The sequence below is a fragment of the Anabaena sp. WFMT genome (genome assembly GCF_051781005.1).
Classification (GTDB): domain Bacteria; phylum Cyanobacteriota; class Cyanobacteriia; order Cyanobacteriales; family Nostocaceae; genus Anabaena.
In genome coordinates this window covers 179009-195851 of sequence record NZ_JBPWOA010000019.1, presented here as the reverse complement: position 1 = coordinate 195851, position 16843 = coordinate 179009, and the positions used below count along the sequence as shown (strand labels likewise).

Here is a 16843-nt window from a genome sequence, read left to right as displayed (position 1 = left end):
TACAAACTATGCTTTCTGAAGTTTATTATATTATTCGCTCAAGAACAGATGGTAAATATCTCACAGCGCGTGTTGATGATAACACATCAGGATATTTATTATTGTTTAAAGAAGATTTTGATGCTCTGAGTTATTTGAACACCCATGCAGCTGATTTAGCCAATCGTTTAGCTGTAGAATCAGTTACAGGTACACAGGTAGGAAGTTTGGTAAAACGGTGGGGTTTTGCTGGTACAGGAATTGTGAGTGATCCTTTGTTACCTAAGATTAAATTTTTGCAACATGGTTAATTTTTTAGGTGAACAAGGAAGCAATTTTACAAAAAAAACCAGGTAAAATAGGTGATGTCAATTCATCATCTTTGAACAAGGTAGCAGCTAACTTTAAAATTCCTTGTTCACGTCGATATACTTCTATTTGTTCTTTACGCCAATCTATAATCCAATATTCTCTTACTCCTCTTGATGAGTAAAGTTTAAGTTCTTTATCTCGCTTTTCATTTTCAACACCAGAAGATAGCACCTCTATTACCAATTCTGGTGCAGCAGTTAAATGTCCCGCTTCATCTAATAGTTCAGCAAGTCGTTCATTACTAGCCCAGACAACATCAGGAATCACATTATCATTATCACCAAAAATTATTCCTGGTGTAACTGCGGTACGTCCTAATTTGGTAGCCTGTGACCAAGTTTCCAACACCATACCTATTCTAATACAAGTTTGCTGGTGATTCCAGTGAGGCGCTCTTGTCACAAACAATTCTCCGTCAATAATTTCATAGCGGTTTCCGTTATCAGGAAATAATTCTAAATCGGCTGTTGTCCAGCGCACTCTTTCAGTTATTTGCTGGTTCATAAAGTATTGATATGTGGGGATTTAACTATTTTAACCTATATTTCCACTAGAGAACTCATGGCAATAAAGGATTTATTATTTTTCGTTTAACTGCTTCTGCTAATCCTTCTGATTTTCTTAATTGTCCAATTTGGTAAATTGACATTAAAACTAACAGTTCATAACGTTCATTTTCAGTCAATCCTGTATTTTTTCCTTTAGCTTGTAGTTCTCCTAAACGGTTATTTTGTACCGCCTCCATTTTTAAGTTAGCTATATCTAGTACATCCGCATCTGAAAGATTAGAAATTCGAGAATTAATGCTTATTTCTGAAAGATTATTGAATGTTGGTAAGACTATTTCTAGGGGATCAACCAAAACATCTGATAAGTCTCGCGCTGTAGCTTCTCCAAGACGCTGGGCAGATTCAACTAAATTTTCGGGTAAATTGATAGTTATTGGGACAGTCATAGACTTTGCCAAAATTGTACAAGATGATGAATATAATTTTATCAAGTTTTTGTTGTATTAACTGCACAAGTAACCCTAAAATTAGACTTTTTTATATTAAACACAAACACCAATTCTCTATTTATAAGCATTCGCTTATTGACGCTGACACTAAACCACACTAGTGTTAAAATGTGACTATAATTATCACTATAATTACCCACTTGCATCTATGAGTCAGTGTCTTAAACCCAACTGTTTACACCAAAATCCACCGACGACTATATTTTGTCAACGTTGTGGGAGTAAAATGGTATTGCAAGATCGTTATCGTGCTATCCGCGTTATCGGTGCAGGTGGCTTTGGGAGAACCTTTTTAGCAGTAGACGAGCAAAGATTAGATACTCCTTGCGTCATTAAGCAATTTTTACCCCAACTGTCGGGAACTGCTGCGCTGGAAAAAGCGACGGAGTTATTTAAACAAGAAGCTTTTCGACTACGAGATTTAGGAAAACATTCACATATTCCTGATTTGCTCGCATTCTTTCCACAAGAAGGAAGACTGTATTTAATTCAGGAATTTATCGAAGGTGAAAATCTGCTCCATGAATTACAACGCAAAGGAAAACTAACCGAGTCAGAAGTTAATTGAATTATTACCTATTTTACAATTTGTGCATGATAAGAATGTCATTCATAGAGATATTAAACCAGAGAATATTATTAGAAGTTCTCAAACAGGTGCTTTATTCCTGATTGATTTTGGAGTTTCTAAGGAAGTTGGTGGAAGTGTTCTCACTAGAGTTGGGACGATTACCGGGACACCTGGATATGCACCACCGGAACAATTTCGTGGCATGGTTTATCATAACAGTGATATTTATAGTTTAGCTGTTACTTGTATTCGTTTATTAACCGGACATTTACAAAAAGCAGATGGTTCTGATTTGCTTTTTGATTCTATGAGAATGCAGTGGATATGGAAAGAAAAAGTTTCTGTGAGTAAGGAGTTAGAAATTGTTTTAGATAAAATGTTGCAAGACTTTCCAGTTAATCGTTTTGCGTCAGCAACAGAAGTTTTATTAGCATTAGAACCACAGCAACTTCCACCGACAATTATTGCACCCAAACAACCAATTTCTCCTAGTTCGTTTCAGCAAGTTTTACAATTTATTTCTCCCAAACAACCTACACAAAATGTAGGAATAAATCAGCAATCTTCTGTACACACATCGTTTATAGAAAATTTAGGAAATGGTGTGGTTTTAGAAATGGTAGCAATACCAGGCGGAAAATTCCTCATGGGTTCACCGGAAGGAGAGGGAAATGATAGCGAAAAACCTCAACATCAAGTTACAGTTCCACCATTCTACATGGGGAAATACCCAGTTACTCAAGCGCAATGGGAAAGGGTTGCATTTTTACCAAAAGAGAAGATTGATTTAAACCCCAAACCCTCATACTTCAAAGGTGCAAATCTTCCAGTTGAACAAGTTTCATGGATTGACGCACAGGAATTTTGTACTAGGCTAAGTAAATCTACTGCTAGATTATATCATTTGTCCAGCGAAGCCGAGTGGGAATATGCCTGTAGAGCCGGAACCACAACTCCCTATTATTTTGGTGATTCTATTACCACTGATTTAGCCAATTGCAATGGGAAGTATGAACAAACTACAGATGTAGGAACTTTTCCCCCTAATACTTTTGGTTTGTATGATATGTACGGGAATGTATGTGAGTGGTGCGAAGATAGCTGGCATGAAAATTATATAAACGCTCCTAGAGATGGTAGTGATTGGACTGGTGACGATGACTATCGGATTCTGCGTGGTGGTTATTGGCGCAGCAATCCCAATTACTATCGCTCGGCGGTTCGTCGCAGGCATAAGCGCAGCAGAAGACTCTACGAACTGGGTTTTCGTATTGCGGTTTCTTATACCAGTAATATGTAGACATTTATAGTCTTACACTTTTTGTTTGAATCAGGATTTTCAGGATTTAAGGATGTACAGGATGAAGATGATAATACAGATTCATACTATATTTTAAATTCTGAAAATCCTTTAGATTTCAATTCCTGCATCTCGCAATCGTTTTTCTAAATCTTGTAAACGTTGTAAAGCTGCTTCTTTTTCCCTTCGTTCTTGTTCCTTCTCTCGTCGTTCCTTCTCAACCGACTCAAACCCCCACAATAACAAATTACCTTCTTTATCCCACCATCTTAACCAATATCCTTGACGATTTTCTCGCTTTCCTTCCCAAACACCAATAAATAATTCCATCTCCTCTAACCAATAATGGTTATTTTCATCTGGAGAACGTAATTGATATTTTCTTAAATCTTGTAAACGATGAACTTCTAAAATACCGCTATCTGGTTCAAAAATTAGATAGTTGGGAATTTGTAAAACCTCTTCATAAAAAAACCATTTACCAGGAGGATAAGTCCGTTTACTAGAATATTCACTCCCATTTGTATCAGAAAGAAATTCCATTACTACCACAGGAATTTCACCCTGTTTGTGAGGGGTGTAGCTGCGTTTTACTTGCTCTCTAGAAACGGTAATTTGCGGTATGTAAGCCCAATCAGGTGCTTTTACAACAAATTTGTCGTTAACTGTCGCACAGATGCCGTAATTGGTTGTAGAGAGGGCAGTTTCTGGGAGTTTTCCTGCTATTTGTAGGCTTTCAGTTAGTGCAGCAGCTAAAGAAGGTTGATTAACATTATCCACTGGTTCATCATCTAAAATGAAATCTTCCGGCAATAGTTCCCAGGTAATATTATTGTAGGTCGAAGCAGTTACAACCATAGCAATTAGATAAAGGGATTAACTATTAGTATATAGCAGTTTTTGATAAGAACCCCACCCCCAACCCCCTCCCCGCAAGCGAGGATGGGGCTATGATGTACCTTTTGTAATTAGGAAATGCTACAATAGGCTTTACTGAAAACATTGATTATAGATTTTAAATATTGAAAATCCTGTAAATTATTATTCTGAGAATATAAATCTTGTAAATCCTGTAAATCCTGATTCTGACAATTTTAAGATTTGGGCGGGCAGGATGCCCACCCCACAAGATGATAGAATTATCTAAACTACAACCTTTTCCAATATCAACTTAGAACGCTTGACTTGTTCAGGAATAGGCACGGGATAATCACCAGTAAAACAAGCAGAACAGAAACTATTAGTATCTTCTCTTGTTTCTTCTAACATTCCTTCCCAACTCAAATACGCGAGACTATCAACTTCTAATTGCTTGGCTATTTCTGCTACTGATTTAGTAGCTGCAATTAATTGATCTTGGGTATCGGTATCAATACCATAAAAGCAAGGATGAGTCACAGGAGGGGAAGAAATCCGCATATGTACTTCCTCCGCACCAGATTCACGCAAGGTTTTGACGAGTTTACGGCTAGTAGTTCCTCGGACAATGGAATCATCAACAATGATTACTCTTTTACCAGCAAGGACATCTTTGAGAGGATTAAGTTTCATCCGTAAACCTAACTCCCTCATCGTTTGGGTGGGTTGAATGAAGGTGCGGCCGACGTAGCGATTTTTAATCAATCCTTCACCGTAGGGTATACCAGAAGCTTGGGAAAAGCCAATTGCAGCAGGTATCCCAGAATCAGGTACACCAAAAACTATATCGGCATTTACGGGAGATTCTTTGGCGATTCTTCGTCCTAAGCGCATTCGATAACTGTATAAAGTTTCGTTGTGCATGAGGCTATCAGGACGCGCAAAGTAGATCATTTCAAAGATACACAATTTGCGTTCAGGCTGTTGACTCCAATGGAAGGAAGCTAAACCGGCTTCGGTGATCCAAACTAATTCTCCTGGTTCTACATCACGCAGGTATTCTGCACCGATAATATCTAAACCGCAAGTTTCGGAAGCGAGTACGTAACGGATAGGATCACTATCTAAAGTACCTATTACCAAGGGACGGATGCCGTTGGGGTCACGCACACCCATAACACCGTCCGCTGTGCCAATAACTAGGCTAAATGCGCCTTCGCAACGGTTAAAGGCACGAATTGAACCTTCTAGCCAATCTAGACCAGAGTTGACTTCTTGTGCGATCGCATAAGCAATCATTTCTGAATCTGTGGATGTAACTAAGTTAAAATTACTTTTGAGTAATTCTTCCCTGAGTTGCACTGTATTGACTAAATTACCGTTGTGTGCTAATGCCAATAAACCCAAGCGAGTTTCGACAACAGCGGGTTGGGCGTTAACCTTACGGCTAGAACCGGTAGTTGAATAGCGAGTATGACCAACGGCTAATTCACCGGGTAATTCTTCTAAGATAGTTTCATTAAAAACTTGAGACACCAAACCCATATCTTTGTGCAGGTGTACGTGTGTACCTTCAAAGGTCGCAATACCAGCAGATTCTTGACCCCGGTGCTGGAGGGCATACAATCCAAAATAGGTCATTTTAGCAACGTCTTGTTCTGGGGCGTAAATGCCAAAAACACCGCAAGCTTCTTCTGGCTTGTCAGGGCGATTTTCATGACTGTTGATTTGGTTGTTGGCAGATATAGCTGCGCCATGCAAGCTATCGGGGTATTCATCCGAAGTGACGGAATGGATAGGAATCATGCTGATTTTACTCCTGGTGGGGTGTCGAGTCACTAAAAGGGAAGGAGAGAGTCTAGAGTGTAGGAGAGAAGAGGGAAAACATGGCAATAGGGGAGAATATTTAATTTTTTATTGTCACCTGTCGCCTGTTACCTTCTTTCATGGATAGCGGAAAAGCTCTTAACAAATCTTTAACCATCCATTAAAACAGTATCGTAAATTGGTTAAGAATTACGTATGAATTGTAAATTTTCATGCGTAATCCTTGATTTTTTGATGTTGCTTAGGTACTGGTGTAGATAGCGAGACGTTTAGAGATCGCCTGAGAATAGCGATCGCTCATATCTTCGAGACTAACCTGGAGTAACTGATGGTTATCTGCGGTTAAAATCTCCAAATTCCCAGAATTAGCGACTGTTCCCAGTTTTTGCCAATTTTCTGTCAGATGCTCCTGTAAATAGGATTCCCATTTTTCTTGGTTTTCTTCACTAACAGAAACTAAAATTCTCGCCCCACCTTCACCAAATAGTACTTCATCAAAGCGTGAATCATGATTTGCACTAATTGGGAAATTAATCTCAGCCCCCAAATTACCAGAAAGACAAGATTCCGCTAAAGCCACAGCCACACCACCTTCAGCCGAATCATGGGCAGAATTTACCCAACCGGCACGAATACCATCACGACAAGCTTTTTGCACACGGCGTTCTAAATCAAAATCAATTCTAGGGGGTTTACCTGCGATCGTATTATGAATCGTTGCCAAATATTCAGAAGCACCCAATTCTATTTTAGATTTTGGATTTTGGATTTTGGATTGAATAGGTAAACCAAGAAGATAAATTATATCACCTCCATTTTGCCAACCTTGTCCACAAATTTTCGTTAAATCAGGAATCAAACCCACCATACCCACAACCGGAGTCGGATAAATTGGTTGGGGATTACCTTCCGCATCAAAAGTTTCATTGTAGAGAGAAACATTTCCCCCAGTTACCGGCGTTCCCAACTCACTACATCCTTCACTCAAACCCCGACAAGCGGACGCTAATTGCCAATAACCAATCGGTTTTTCTGGACTACCAAAATTGAGGTTATCTGTCACAGCTAAGGGTTCAGCACCCACACAGCTAAGATTCCGGGCAGCTTCAGCCACCACTGCCTTAGCCCCTTCATAAGGATCAAGATAGACATAGCGAGAATTACAATCTACCGTCGCTGCAACACCGGATTTTAAATTGGCAATTGGGGATGTGAGATTGGGGGTTTCTTCTAAAGGACGTAAACGCACTACAGCCGCATCAGCACCACCGGGTAACAATACGGTATTATTCTGAACTTGATGGTCATATTGGCGATAAACCCAGCTTTTAGAAGCAATGGTGGGAGTATCTAGCAAAGTCAATAAAATCTGATTCCAAGTTTGCAGACTTCCCTCAATTTCAATACCCGCAGCATTGCAAGCAGGTAAACTAGCACTTGTCCATTGCCAAGCTTTTTGAGCATATTCGGGTGCTTCTGTCAATAATTCTCTTTCATACAAAGGCGTATTTTCTGCCAAAGCATCAGCCGGAATTTCCGCCGCAATTTTCCCCTGAAACCAAATCCTGACAATGGGTTCTTCAATCACCGTACCCGCAACCACCGCTTGCAGTCCCCAACGATGGAAAATATCAATTAATTCCTGTTCTCGTCCCTTTTCGGCAACAAACAACATTCGTTCTTGAGATTCCGAAAGCAGGTATTCATAAGGAATCATTCCCAATTCCCGCACCGGAATTTTATCTAAATCGAAGTCAATCCCCACACCACCTTTAGCAGCCATTTCCGAGGTAGAACAGGTAATACCAGCAGCCCCCATATCTTGGGCAGCAACCACAGCCCCGGTTTTAAACGCCTCTAAACAAGCTTCAATCAAAGACTTTTCTACAAATGGATCTCCTACTTGCACTGCGGGACGGTTATCCATTGATTCATCAGTTAATTCGGCACTGGCAAAACTTGCGCCTCCCATGCCATCCCGTCCGGTGGTTGAACCCACATACAGCACAGGATTTCCTAAGCCTGAAGCCCCCGATTTTACAATTTCCGACGTTTCCATCAATCCCAAGGCCATGACGTTGACTAGGGGATTTCCAGAGTAGGCGGGGTCAAAATACACTTCACCCCCAACTGTGGGAACTCCAACCGAATTACCATAATGTGAAATACCAGATACTACACCTGTAAACAATCTTTGGGTTTTCGGATCATTCAAATCACCAAAGCGCAAAGAATTTAATAAAGCTATGGGACGCGCCCCCATTGTAAAAATATCTCTTAATATCCCACCTACTCCGGTTGCAGCGCCTTGGAATGGTTCAACGGCGGAAGGGTGGTTATGGGATTCTATTTTAAAAGCTAATTGCAGTCCGTCGCCGATATCCACAACTCCGGCATTTTCACCGGGTCCCACGAGTATGCGGGGGCCTGTGGTGGGAAACTGTTTGAGTAAAGGGCGGGAATTTTTATAACAGCAATGTTCTGACCACATCACCCCAAACATACCTAATTCGGCTTTGTTGGGATGACGACCTAAACGGCGGACGATTTCGGTATATTCTTCTGGTTTTATGCCTTCTGAGGCAATTTCTTGGGGAGAAAAGGGATTTTCACCAAATGTGGTCATGGAAGTTATGCACCAAGAGGACAGAGAAATATTCTATCTGAGATCCCCCACTTCTTTTTTTAATCTTGTCAATCAATTATGAATTGATGTCAGTAGTCGGGGATCTGGAGGTGCGGTAGCCCAGTCTACTGTACAATGTTTTATGGAAAGAATAAATTACTGTCAAATTATTCAAAATATATTAAGTAATCATTTTAAATCAAAACTTCAACTTCCTGGGCGATACTTGTAGGTTGAGGAATTGGTAAACCTGACTCTATTAAACCTTCTATATGAAATTCTATGGACTCTACAATTAGTTGTAGAACTTCTGCTAATGTTTCAGCCACAGCTATACAACCGGGTAAGTCGGGAACATAAGCACCATAACTGGTATTTCCTTTTTCAATTACTACTGTATAACGCATTATTCTTCCTCCAATTGTGCTTGTCTCCAAATACTTTTTAGTGTACCAATGGGTACATCAATATTAGGTTTACCAGAAACTGTAACTGTACCAAGTTTATCAGGATGTTTAAACTGTCGGTGACTTCCTCTAGTTCTTGCTAAATACCAACCATCAGCTTCTAGTCGCTGAATTACTACTCTTACTTTCATATTAACATCTATCTGTAATCAATAGTTTGATTTATTTTATAATTAACTATGTAGCTCACTGATAAAATATGCAAGATACCCTAACCATTACTATTACTCCAGAACTGAAAGCAGCACTTTTAGAAATTACTCAAACTGAAGGTATATCTGCTGATAGTTTAGTCGGTAAAGCTATTGAGGACTACATCTTTACACACAAATTCCGCGCATTGCGTTCTTACTTAATGCAAAAGAATGAAACAGTTGAGGAAATTTTTGAGATAATTTCATGAAGCTAGTTATAGATACTAATGTTTTGATTGCTGCTTTTATTGCTAAAGGGATGTGTAGTACAGTTGTTGAACACTGTCTAATTGTGCATTCTCCCATTACTTCAGATTTTATTCTCAATGAATTACATGAAAAACTGAGAGTAAAGTTTAAATACTCTCCTGAAGATGCGGGAGAGGTGATGAATTTGTTGCGTTCTAGAATGCATATTGTAATACCTACACCGTTAAATGTGCCTGTCTGTCGTGATGTAGATGATGATATGATTTAAGCAACAGCAGTTGCTGGAGAGGCTGTTTGTATTATTACAGGTGATAAAGATTTACTAATATTGAAAATGTTTGAATCAATTAAAATTATTGATCCAAAAGAATTTGCTGCTTCTGAAGAAATGCTGAGATAAAGTTCTCTATCCATTTTAAATAGTTAATTTACGTATATTTACATATAATCTAAACTCGGAACATTCTAAACTGTATTTTCAGGTAGAACCAGTGAACGAGAGATAACTATAAAATATATTTAGATGCTTGTTGTTGAAATTACCCTTTTAATGATTAAGCCCAATCACGCATTTACTTAGAAGCACAAGCAATCATCACAATTTTGAATCAATGCCAATCAGGAACATGGAAACTAATTAACAGTATAAATAAATATGATTTACTGACTCATTAACAAACCCTGGTACTGCATATATACACAAGAATCTAAACTATGTTTAGCAAAAAATCGCTACAGCGTGAAAATTATTCTTTGGTTAATATTGATTCAGGTAAACAAGGCTTTCTGTAAATAACCACCAGTCACAATCGGCCTTAGGTTAAAATTCAACTTCTACAAAGTAAATAGGCTCTTCAGATATCTCTAAATCAGGTACAAATAAACCATCTAAGCGAAATGCTAGGTCTTTAATTTTTACAGACTTGAATTGATACGATTGTGCTTCTGTAGCTGGTTTACCAATTAGTTCAAAAAGGATACTAAGTAATGTTTAAAACAGTTGATGGAATATAATATCAGTTTTCACAAGTTCTAGGTTTTTTTACATTAGGTTAAAAAATATTGAGATTGATATAGCAATCCTAAATCAAATCAATTGTTGAAGTGAATGCATTTTTCAGGGAACAAATTAGTGATTATAATCACAAGAAAACATGATTATAATCACAATTTTTATATGATAAAGATCCTCCTCTAATAGTGAGCATATTGGCATAATCACCTATAACTGAACTCTAGCCGAGTCATTAATAGGGAACACACTAATGACCGACAGCCTTATACCTGTCGGTTTTTTGTCTTTTGTTGTAATCACTGAGTATAAAATATCCCCACTACTAGATAATAACTTGACAAAGATTTTGCCATAGCCACTATCGAGTGTGGGGAAGGTATCCTCAAATGATGAATTTTATTGGTTGGGATTGAGTACCAACTAATGTCTGATACTCACTCTGGTAGACGAGAAAGTCTACTGCTAGAACTAATACAAGGTGTATTAGGACATCGCTTGAATGATGTAATCAAAGTAAGGGGCTGCTTCGACAGCATCTTCAGCGCTCAATAAATCCAAGGAGGCTTGTTTGAGAGAAGTGATAGCTTCTACCATTCCTGGGACAGGAACGCCTAGAGAGTTGTACATTTCCCGCACGCCTATCAAACCAATCTTTTCAATTGGTTCTTTGTCGCCAGCAAGTACGCCGTAAGTGATCAGGCGCAAGTACCAGCCAAAGTCACGGATACATAAAGCACGTTGCTTTTCTCCGTAAGCATTGCCACCGGGGGCGATAAAGTCAGGGCGCTTCTGCCAAAGTTTTTTGGTTGCTTCCTGAACTATCTTTTTTTCATTTTCCGCAAGAGTAGAGACGATTCTTGTCCGCTGTAGACCAGTTTGCAAAAATTCTTTGATACTCTTGAGTTCGCCACTGCTGGGGTAACGCAGTTCGTCGTCGGCTTGGAGAATAACTTGGCTAATTACAGTCATGATTATTATGCAATTACGCGAAATATTATTTGCTAGTTTAACTAGTTAGAGGTACAGAAGTGAAGGGTGTGAGAAGATGGGGATGGGAACTGAGGATTGGGGATTGGGGAAAATTAAGGAAGAACTTGTAATAATTCTTCAATTACCAAATCCAAAATCGTTCGATTGAGCTTGCCGAAGTCCAAAATCCAAAATTGAATGACTAATGACTAATAATGTTTGGCGACAGGGTGAAGTAATTGAAGTTGAAATTTCTGATTTGAGTGATACGGGTGATGGTGTGGGCAGGTTTGAGCAGCGTGTGGTCTTTATTCCAGACACTGTACCAGGCGATCGCACTCTTGTTAGACTGGTAAACGTTAAACCCAAATATGCTCAGGCTACGCTCAAGGAAATCCTCAAACGATCTCCGGGAAGGATTAGACCAAATTGCATTGTGGCTGACAAATGTGGCGGTTGTCAGTGGCAGCATATTGATTACAACTACCAGCTGATAGCCAAGCGCAATCAAGTAATTCAAGCTTTAGAACGTATTGGCGGTTTTGTTGACCCACCTGTAGATCCCGTATTGGTAGCTGACGCATCCTTGGGTTATCGCAACAAAGTCACCTATCCTGTGAGTATCTCAGCTACGGGGCAGGTACAAGCTGGTTATTACCAAAAAGGTAGCCATCAATTAATTAATTTGAATCAATGTCCGGTTCAGGACTCCCGCTTTAACCCCTTGCTGGCTGAGGTGAAGTTAGATATCCAGAAGCGGGGTTGGTCAATTTATAACGAACGCCGTCACCAAGGGTTAATTCGCCATTTGGGTTTACGTATTGGTCGTCGAACAGGGGAAATGCTGCTGACTTTGGTAGTGAAGGATTGGAAATTATCTGGAATTGAAACCCAAGCACAAGAATGGTTAGAGAGATATCCTCAATTGGTGGGAGTATCATTGAATCGAAATAGCGATCGCACAAATGCTATCTTTGGTTCAGAAACCCGTTGTATAGCCGGAGTTCCTTACCTGCGCGAAATATTTGCCGGACTCGAATTTCAAATCCTCCCAGATACATTCTTTCAGGTCTACACAGAAACCGCAGAATCCCTATTACAAGTAATTCAGTCAGAACTCAATTTGCAAGGTCACGAAATTCTAGTCGATGCCTACTGCGGTATTGGGACTTTGACTTTACCCCTAGCCAAACAAGCACACCAAGTGATCGGCTTAGAAGTCCAATCAACAGCAGTACAACAGGCCATTCTCAACGCCACACACAATGGAATTAACAATGTTACATTTCAAATAGGCGCAGTTGAAAAAAATCTTCCCAACCTAGGGACTATACCGGATGTGGTATTACTTGATCCGCCACGCAAAGGCTGTGAAGCTAATGTCATCAAAACCTTACTTGACTTGAAACCTTCTCGGATTGTTTACGTCAGTTGTAAAGTATCCACCCTAGCCCGTGACCTCAAATTGCTTTGTGAACATGGACTATACACTCTCACCAGGGTACAGCCCGCCGACTTTTTCCCCCAAACGGCTCATGTGGAAGCTGCCGCATTTCTAGTGCGTTCATCCGAGGAAGAGAGTCAGTAAATTATTTACAAAAAACTCAAATGAGAAATTTGTAGTCTAGTACATGGTAATAATGCTAAAATAGAATTGACCTAAAAATAGACATTCCTTTTTTTATTGAAGTTGCATAGACTCTTAAAGGTGAATTAAATTGTGTAAATTATTAAGCGGCAATAAAGAGGGCTATTTATACACCCATTTATAATTAATAGCAACTTCTAAGTTGCTGACTGCATTAGCAGTAAAATTACAGCCAATTTTTAACCAATCAATTCTCACTTAATATATTAGAGTCAATGCTCCCTAGCATTTTTAAAATTTAGTTTTACAGACGCAAGTTTGAAGGCAGTATGACCACCTCAATGATTATTAGGGTGCTTGTGACACCAAACTAATGTCTAGCTAACTAAAAGCTACGGGGTTTCTCTTGTGATTACCATTTCCCTTCGTCCAGTTGGACGTAGTTGGGGTACTATTAGTTTTGCCTCAACTCTTTATCTTTGTCCCATATTAGATTTACTACTGGCAGATGTTCCCACAAAATTACAAGCAGAACTGCGATTAGGACTTCAAGAAGCCCTAGTTAATGCAGCTAAACATGGCAATAATCTTGATCCTGGCAAATTAGTGGTAGTTCGTTTTTCCCTAATAGATAATCAATATTGGTGGATTATCTCAGATCAAGGGAGTGGCTTCACTCCCTCACCTGATAGCGATAGCGATCCTACAGACTATTTACCACCCGATGAAGCCGAAAGTGGTCGCGGTATGTCTCTTCTGCATCTCATCTTTGATCAGGTAGAGTGGAACCGTAAAGGTACAGAATTGCGGCTTTGCAAACAAATAGAAACCCGTCGTCTTTTATCGTTACGACGATGAAGGAGGCAGAAAGCAGATAAATAATCTTTCTAGTTCCCTCTCCCTCATTTTTTTCCGTGACTTTCACAAGGAGGGGCAGAAATGGACTTATCTAACCAACCAATAGCCTGTTCTAATCTCGCTTGAGCTTCTTGAGGCTGGTTTTTGAGGAGAAACACCATAGCAGCCGCTACCTGTTCACTAGCACGGGAATTGCGGTTAGACTTGAGGCGATGCCAATCATCAGGGGAGATACTTAGCCTTTCTATCAGGGCTTGAGCCAGTTCTAGAGTGCTGATTTCATTCAGTTGACTAGTTTGAGACATAAGACTAAGTGGTGAGTGAATAGTAACAGTTATGATTTAATCATCATAGCCAATGACCAATCACCAATGACTAATTTACAGGAAAACCAGCAGCCAGACTTTGAACAAGAACTAGAAGAAGTAGAAACATCACTCCGATTATTAAAAGAAAGATATGCCCAAGTGCAACGAGATCAACAACAAAAGGCACAATGGCAACAAGAATTAAAGAATCTGAAACAAAATAAAAAGCAGCCCCCAGAAATTAAGTCAGAGTTAAAGCGCATTCAAAAACAGTTAGAGGCGTTAGAACTTAACTTAGAAAGCCAGTTGTTTTCTTGGAATAGCCTGAAAAAACCATTTTGGCAAGCTGTCCGCTTTGGTGGTTTAGGTATAATTATAGGCTGGCTATTAAAGTCTTGTGCTGGGTAATTCCAAATTGGGATTTTTGATTGGCTGAAACTGTTAATTTTTCATAAAATTAATAATATATACATTGACAAAATACAAATTGTAGAAAATGGTAAATCATCGCATTGCAGAAATATTAAAAACTGGACAACCAGAAGAGGTTCTGGTAATTAAAGCTTGGGTAAGAACAAAACGCGAGTTAAAAGGCTTTGCATTTCTGGAAGTCAATGATGGCTCATCTCTAGGAAATTTGCAAATAGTCATTAATCAAGATTTACCAAACTACGAAGGAATATTAAAACAAATAAATACTGGTGCTTCTGTGGAAGTCACAGGTGTACTTGTGGCTTCCCAAGGGAAAGGACAGCGAATAGAATTAAAAGCTAATAGCGTCAAAGTCTACGGTGATGCTGATCCTGATACCTATCCTCTGCAAAAGAAACGTCATTCCTTTGAGTTTTTGCGAACCATTGCACATTTGCGTTCTAGAACTAACTCCTTTGGTGCAGTATTTCGGGTGAGAAATGCTTGTTCAGCAGCTATTCATCAATTCTTCCAAGAAAAAGGATTTTTATGGGTACATACTCCCATTATTACTGCTAGTGATTGTGAAGGTGCAGGAGAATTATTTAGCGTTACCAATTTTAATTTAAAGAATGTTCCTCGCACCGAAAATCAAGAGATTGATTATAGCCAAGACTTCTTTAGTAAACCAGCGTATTTAACAGTAAGTGGACAATTAGAAGCCGAAATTATGGCAATGGCGTTTACTAACGTCTACACATTTGGTCCCACATTCCGGGCTGAAAATTCTAATACTTCTCGTCACTTAGCAGAATTTTGGATGGTTGAACCAGAAATGGCTTTTTGTGATTTAGAAGGTGATATGGATTTAGCAGAAGAGTTTCTTAAATATATCTTTAAATATGTATTAGAAACTTGTCCAGAAGACATGGAATTTTTCAACGAACGTATTGATAAGACTGTCTTAGAAACCGCTAATAACATTATTAATAATCAATTTGAAAGATTGACTTATACAGAAGCAGTCAAACTTTTAGAAAAGGCTGATGTTAAATTTGATTATCCTGTCAGTTGGGGTGCAGATTTGCAATCAGAACATGAACGCTATTTAGCAGAACAACTGTTTAAAAAGCCTGTGATTGTTACAGATTATCCTGCCCAAATCAAAGCTTTTTATATGCGGTTGAGTGATGATGAAAAAACCGTTCGCGCAATGGATATTCTCGCACCGAAAATAGGCGAAATTATTGGTGGTTCCCAACGGGAAGAAAGGCTAGATGTGTTAGAAAAACGGGTTTTAGCCCAAGGTATGAACCCGGAAGATTTATGGTGGTATTTAGATTTGCGTCGTTATGGTACCGTTCCCCATGCTGGTTTCGGTTTGGGGTTTGAAAGATTGGTGCAATTTATGACGGGTATGGGAAATATTCGAGATGTAATTCCGTTTCCACGTACACCACAAAGCGCAGAATTTTAATTGTAGGGTGGGTTACGCTTTCGCTAACCCACCCTACATGATCACTATTTACTAGAGAAAAATGGTGTTTTTGCACTGTAAACTACCATTTGGTTTACCTTATTCAAATTCAACATCATTGATTAGATTAGGTATTTGTTCACTTCCCCAATTTTCTGGATAAATACCTTGAAAAACAAAGCGATGAAAACTGGAAAATTCCCATTCTTTTGCTGTTGCACATAATCTATGTTTGACGGGATTATCATGTATATAATCACAGTGAGCAGCAAAGTCTATTTCATCTTTAATTGTATGTTCCCAAAACCGACGCTGCCAAAGATTACTTTCTTTTTGCTTTTGGCGTGAAGGGGAAATTTGAGCCTCAAGTGCTAATGTTTCTGCACAGAGTTTGGTTACAAATGTTTTAATTAAACGCCATCTTTTTGAATAATCACTGTCTTCTATAGGTAATGTAGTCTTACGCGGGAGAACAAGCATCATTTCAATTACGTTGTATTAACTTCGAGGGAACAATGATGCAACTTTATGAAGATGTAAATTTTCTTCCCGCAGGGTAAGTATTCTAAAATCAATCATCTTCCCACCTGGCATTAAGTTTTTTGCGATTACTTTGTTCTTTTTAATAAAAAGCATTGAAGTAGATACTATATAACTAGTTACATTTAAGACACGCTTACTATTATTGTAAAAATATAATTGCTAATTTGCGTATATTGCCAAATGTTGACTTTTAATTTACTTTTCTGTTCTGTAAAGATTTATCAGCCCCTATGAGCTATGTTTCCTTTCCAG

The 16843-nt window shown here is 39.0% G+C and carries 20 protein-coding genes and 1 pseudogene; 10 read left to right on the top strand and 11 right to left on the bottom strand.

The window, feature by feature from the left end; all coding sequences use genetic code 11:
* Positions 1-8: 8 nt before the first annotated feature.
* Positions 9-290 (top strand): hypothetical protein, encoded by a 282-nt coding sequence (locus ACSQ6I_RS12410; protein ID WP_438890627.1) that lies wholly within the window; start codon positions 9-11, stop codon positions 288-290.
* Between the two features lie 4 nt (positions 291-294).
* Here ACSQ6I_RS12410 and ACSQ6I_RS12405 read toward each other — a convergent pair whose 3' ends face one another.
* Together ACSQ6I_RS12405 and ACSQ6I_RS12400 are read right to left on the bottom strand one after the other, a co-directional pair.
* A complete protein-coding gene (locus ACSQ6I_RS12405; RefSeq protein ID WP_438890626.1) occupies positions 295-855 on the bottom strand; it encodes a Uma2 family endonuclease in 561 nt (186 codons plus the stop codon).
* 55 nt (positions 856-910) lie between these two features.
* Entirely contained in the window at positions 911-1306 is a 396-nt protein-coding gene (locus ACSQ6I_RS12400; RefSeq protein ID WP_438890625.1) for a hypothetical protein, read from the bottom strand.
* A 211-nt stretch (positions 1307-1517) separates the two neighbouring features.
* Here ACSQ6I_RS12400 and ACSQ6I_RS12395 point away from each other — a divergent pair.
* The 3 genes and pseudogenes from ACSQ6I_RS12395 to ACSQ6I_RS12385 all read left to right on the top strand — a co-directional run.
* Positions 1518-1562: pseudogene (locus ACSQ6I_RS12395) on the top strand (hypothetical protein); the annotation flags it as partial.
* Positions 1563-1595: 33 nt separating this feature from the next.
* Positions 1596-1937 carry a protein kinase domain-containing protein gene (locus ACSQ6I_RS12390; protein WP_438890690.1) on the top strand — a complete coding sequence of 114 codons (342 nt, stop codon included), beginning with the start codon at positions 1596-1598 and terminating at the stop codon, positions 1935-1937.
* 22 nt (positions 1938-1959) lie between these two features.
* The gene (locus ACSQ6I_RS12385) at positions 1960-3240 is read left to right on the top strand and encodes an SUMF1/EgtB/PvdO family nonheme iron enzyme (protein ID WP_438890624.1); all 1281 of its coding nucleotides are present in this window, start codon (positions 1960-1962) and stop codon (positions 3238-3240) included.
* 111 nt (positions 3241-3351) lie between these two features.
* Here ACSQ6I_RS12385 and ACSQ6I_RS12380 read toward each other — a convergent pair whose 3' ends face one another.
* The 5 genes from ACSQ6I_RS12380 to ACSQ6I_RS12360 all read right to left on the bottom strand — a co-directional run bounded on the left by ACSQ6I_RS12380 (position 3352) and on the right by ACSQ6I_RS12360 (position 9149).
* Complete coding sequence (locus tag ACSQ6I_RS12380) at positions 3352-4098, bottom strand: Uma2 family endonuclease (protein WP_438890623.1); 747 nt, start codon at positions 4096-4098, stop codon at positions 3352-3354.
* Between the two features lie 285 nt (positions 4099-4383).
* A complete protein-coding gene (purF, locus tag ACSQ6I_RS12375) occupies positions 4384-5904 on the bottom strand; it encodes an amidophosphoribosyltransferase (protein ID WP_438890622.1) in 1521 nt (506 codons plus the stop codon).
* A 262-nt stretch (positions 5905-6166) separates the two neighbouring features.
* Positions 6167-8551: a phosphoribosylformylglycinamidine synthase subunit PurL gene (gene purL / locus ACSQ6I_RS12370; RefSeq protein WP_438890621.1), complete on the bottom strand. Its 2385-nt coding sequence runs from the start codon at positions 8549-8551 to the stop codon at positions 6167-6169.
* A gap of 194 nt (positions 8552-8745) precedes the next feature.
* Positions 8746-8958 carry a type II toxin-antitoxin system HicB family antitoxin gene (locus ACSQ6I_RS12365; RefSeq protein ID WP_438890620.1) on the bottom strand — a complete coding sequence of 71 codons (213 nt, stop codon included), beginning with the start codon at positions 8956-8958 and terminating at the stop codon, positions 8746-8748.
* Positions 8958-9149 (bottom strand): type II toxin-antitoxin system HicA family toxin, encoded by a 192-nt coding sequence (locus tag ACSQ6I_RS12360; protein ID WP_438890619.1) that lies wholly within the window; start codon positions 9147-9149, stop codon positions 8958-8960. Before ACSQ6I_RS12360 ends, ACSQ6I_RS12365 begins: the two co-directional genes overlap by 1 nt.
* Before the next feature lie 68 nt (positions 9150-9217).
* Here ACSQ6I_RS12360 and ACSQ6I_RS12355 point away from each other — a divergent pair, with 68 nt between their 5' ends.
* Together ACSQ6I_RS12355 and ACSQ6I_RS12350 are read left to right on the top strand one after the other, a co-directional pair.
* The gene (locus tag ACSQ6I_RS12355; protein WP_438890618.1) at positions 9218-9421 is read left to right on the top strand and encodes a hypothetical protein; all 204 of its coding nucleotides are present in this window, start codon (positions 9218-9220) and stop codon (positions 9419-9421) included.
* Positions 9418-9690: a putative toxin-antitoxin system toxin component, PIN family gene (locus ACSQ6I_RS12350; protein ID WP_438890617.1), complete on the top strand. Its 273-nt coding sequence runs from the start codon at positions 9418-9420 to the stop codon at positions 9688-9690. The genes ACSQ6I_RS12355 and ACSQ6I_RS12350 overlap by 4 nt, the downstream gene beginning before the upstream one ends.
* Positions 9691-10242: 552 nt before the next feature.
* On the opposite strand, the gene ACSQ6I_RS12345 is transcribed toward ACSQ6I_RS12350, so the two are convergent.
* Positions 10243-10401 carry a DUF2887 domain-containing protein gene (locus ACSQ6I_RS12345; RefSeq protein WP_438890689.1) on the bottom strand — a complete coding sequence of 53 codons (159 nt, stop codon included), beginning with the start codon at positions 10399-10401 and terminating at the stop codon, positions 10243-10245.
* 519 nt (positions 10402-10920) lie between these two features.
* The gene (locus ACSQ6I_RS12340; protein ID WP_438890616.1) at positions 10921-11406 is read right to left on the bottom strand and encodes an allophycocyanin; all 486 of its coding nucleotides are present in this window, start codon (positions 11404-11406) and stop codon (positions 10921-10923) included.
* Positions 11407-11611: 205 nt separating this feature from the next.
* Between ACSQ6I_RS12340 and rlmD the strand changes: the two genes are divergently transcribed.
* Positions 11612-12994 (top strand): 23S rRNA (uracil(1939)-C(5))-methyltransferase RlmD, encoded by a 1383-nt coding sequence (gene rlmD, locus ACSQ6I_RS12335; RefSeq protein ID WP_438890615.1) that lies wholly within the window; start codon positions 11612-11614, stop codon positions 12992-12994.
* A gap of 408 nt (positions 12995-13402) precedes the next feature.
* Complete coding sequence (locus ACSQ6I_RS12330) at positions 13403-13852, top strand: ATP-binding protein (protein WP_438890614.1); 450 nt, start codon at positions 13403-13405, stop codon at positions 13850-13852.
* 44 nt (positions 13853-13896) lie between these two features.
* Here the strand turns inward: ACSQ6I_RS12330 and ACSQ6I_RS12325 are convergent, their stop codons facing one another.
* Positions 13897-14157, bottom strand: coding sequence for a DUF6439 family protein (locus tag ACSQ6I_RS12325; RefSeq protein ID WP_438890613.1), 261 nt, complete (start codon positions 14155-14157; stop codon positions 13897-13899).
* A 66-nt stretch (positions 14158-14223) separates the two neighbouring features.
* Here ACSQ6I_RS12325 and ACSQ6I_RS12320 point away from each other — a divergent pair, with 66 nt between their 5' ends.
* Together ACSQ6I_RS12320 and asnS are read left to right on the top strand one after the other, a co-directional pair.
* Positions 14224-14568 carry a hypothetical protein gene (locus ACSQ6I_RS12320; protein ID WP_438890688.1) on the top strand — a complete coding sequence of 115 codons (345 nt, stop codon included), beginning with the start codon at positions 14224-14226 and terminating at the stop codon, positions 14566-14568.
* Between the two features lie 88 nt (positions 14569-14656).
* Positions 14657-16048 (top strand): asparagine--tRNA ligase, encoded by a 1392-nt coding sequence (asnS, locus tag ACSQ6I_RS12315; RefSeq protein WP_438890612.1) that lies wholly within the window; start codon positions 14657-14659, stop codon positions 16046-16048.
* A gap of 99 nt (positions 16049-16147) precedes the next feature.
* Here the strand turns inward: asnS and ACSQ6I_RS12310 are convergent, their stop codons facing one another.
* The gene (locus ACSQ6I_RS12310) at positions 16148-16531 is read right to left on the bottom strand and encodes an REP-associated tyrosine transposase (RefSeq protein WP_438890611.1); all 384 of its coding nucleotides are present in this window, start codon (positions 16529-16531) and stop codon (positions 16148-16150) included.
* Positions 16532-16843: the final 312 nt, after the last annotated feature.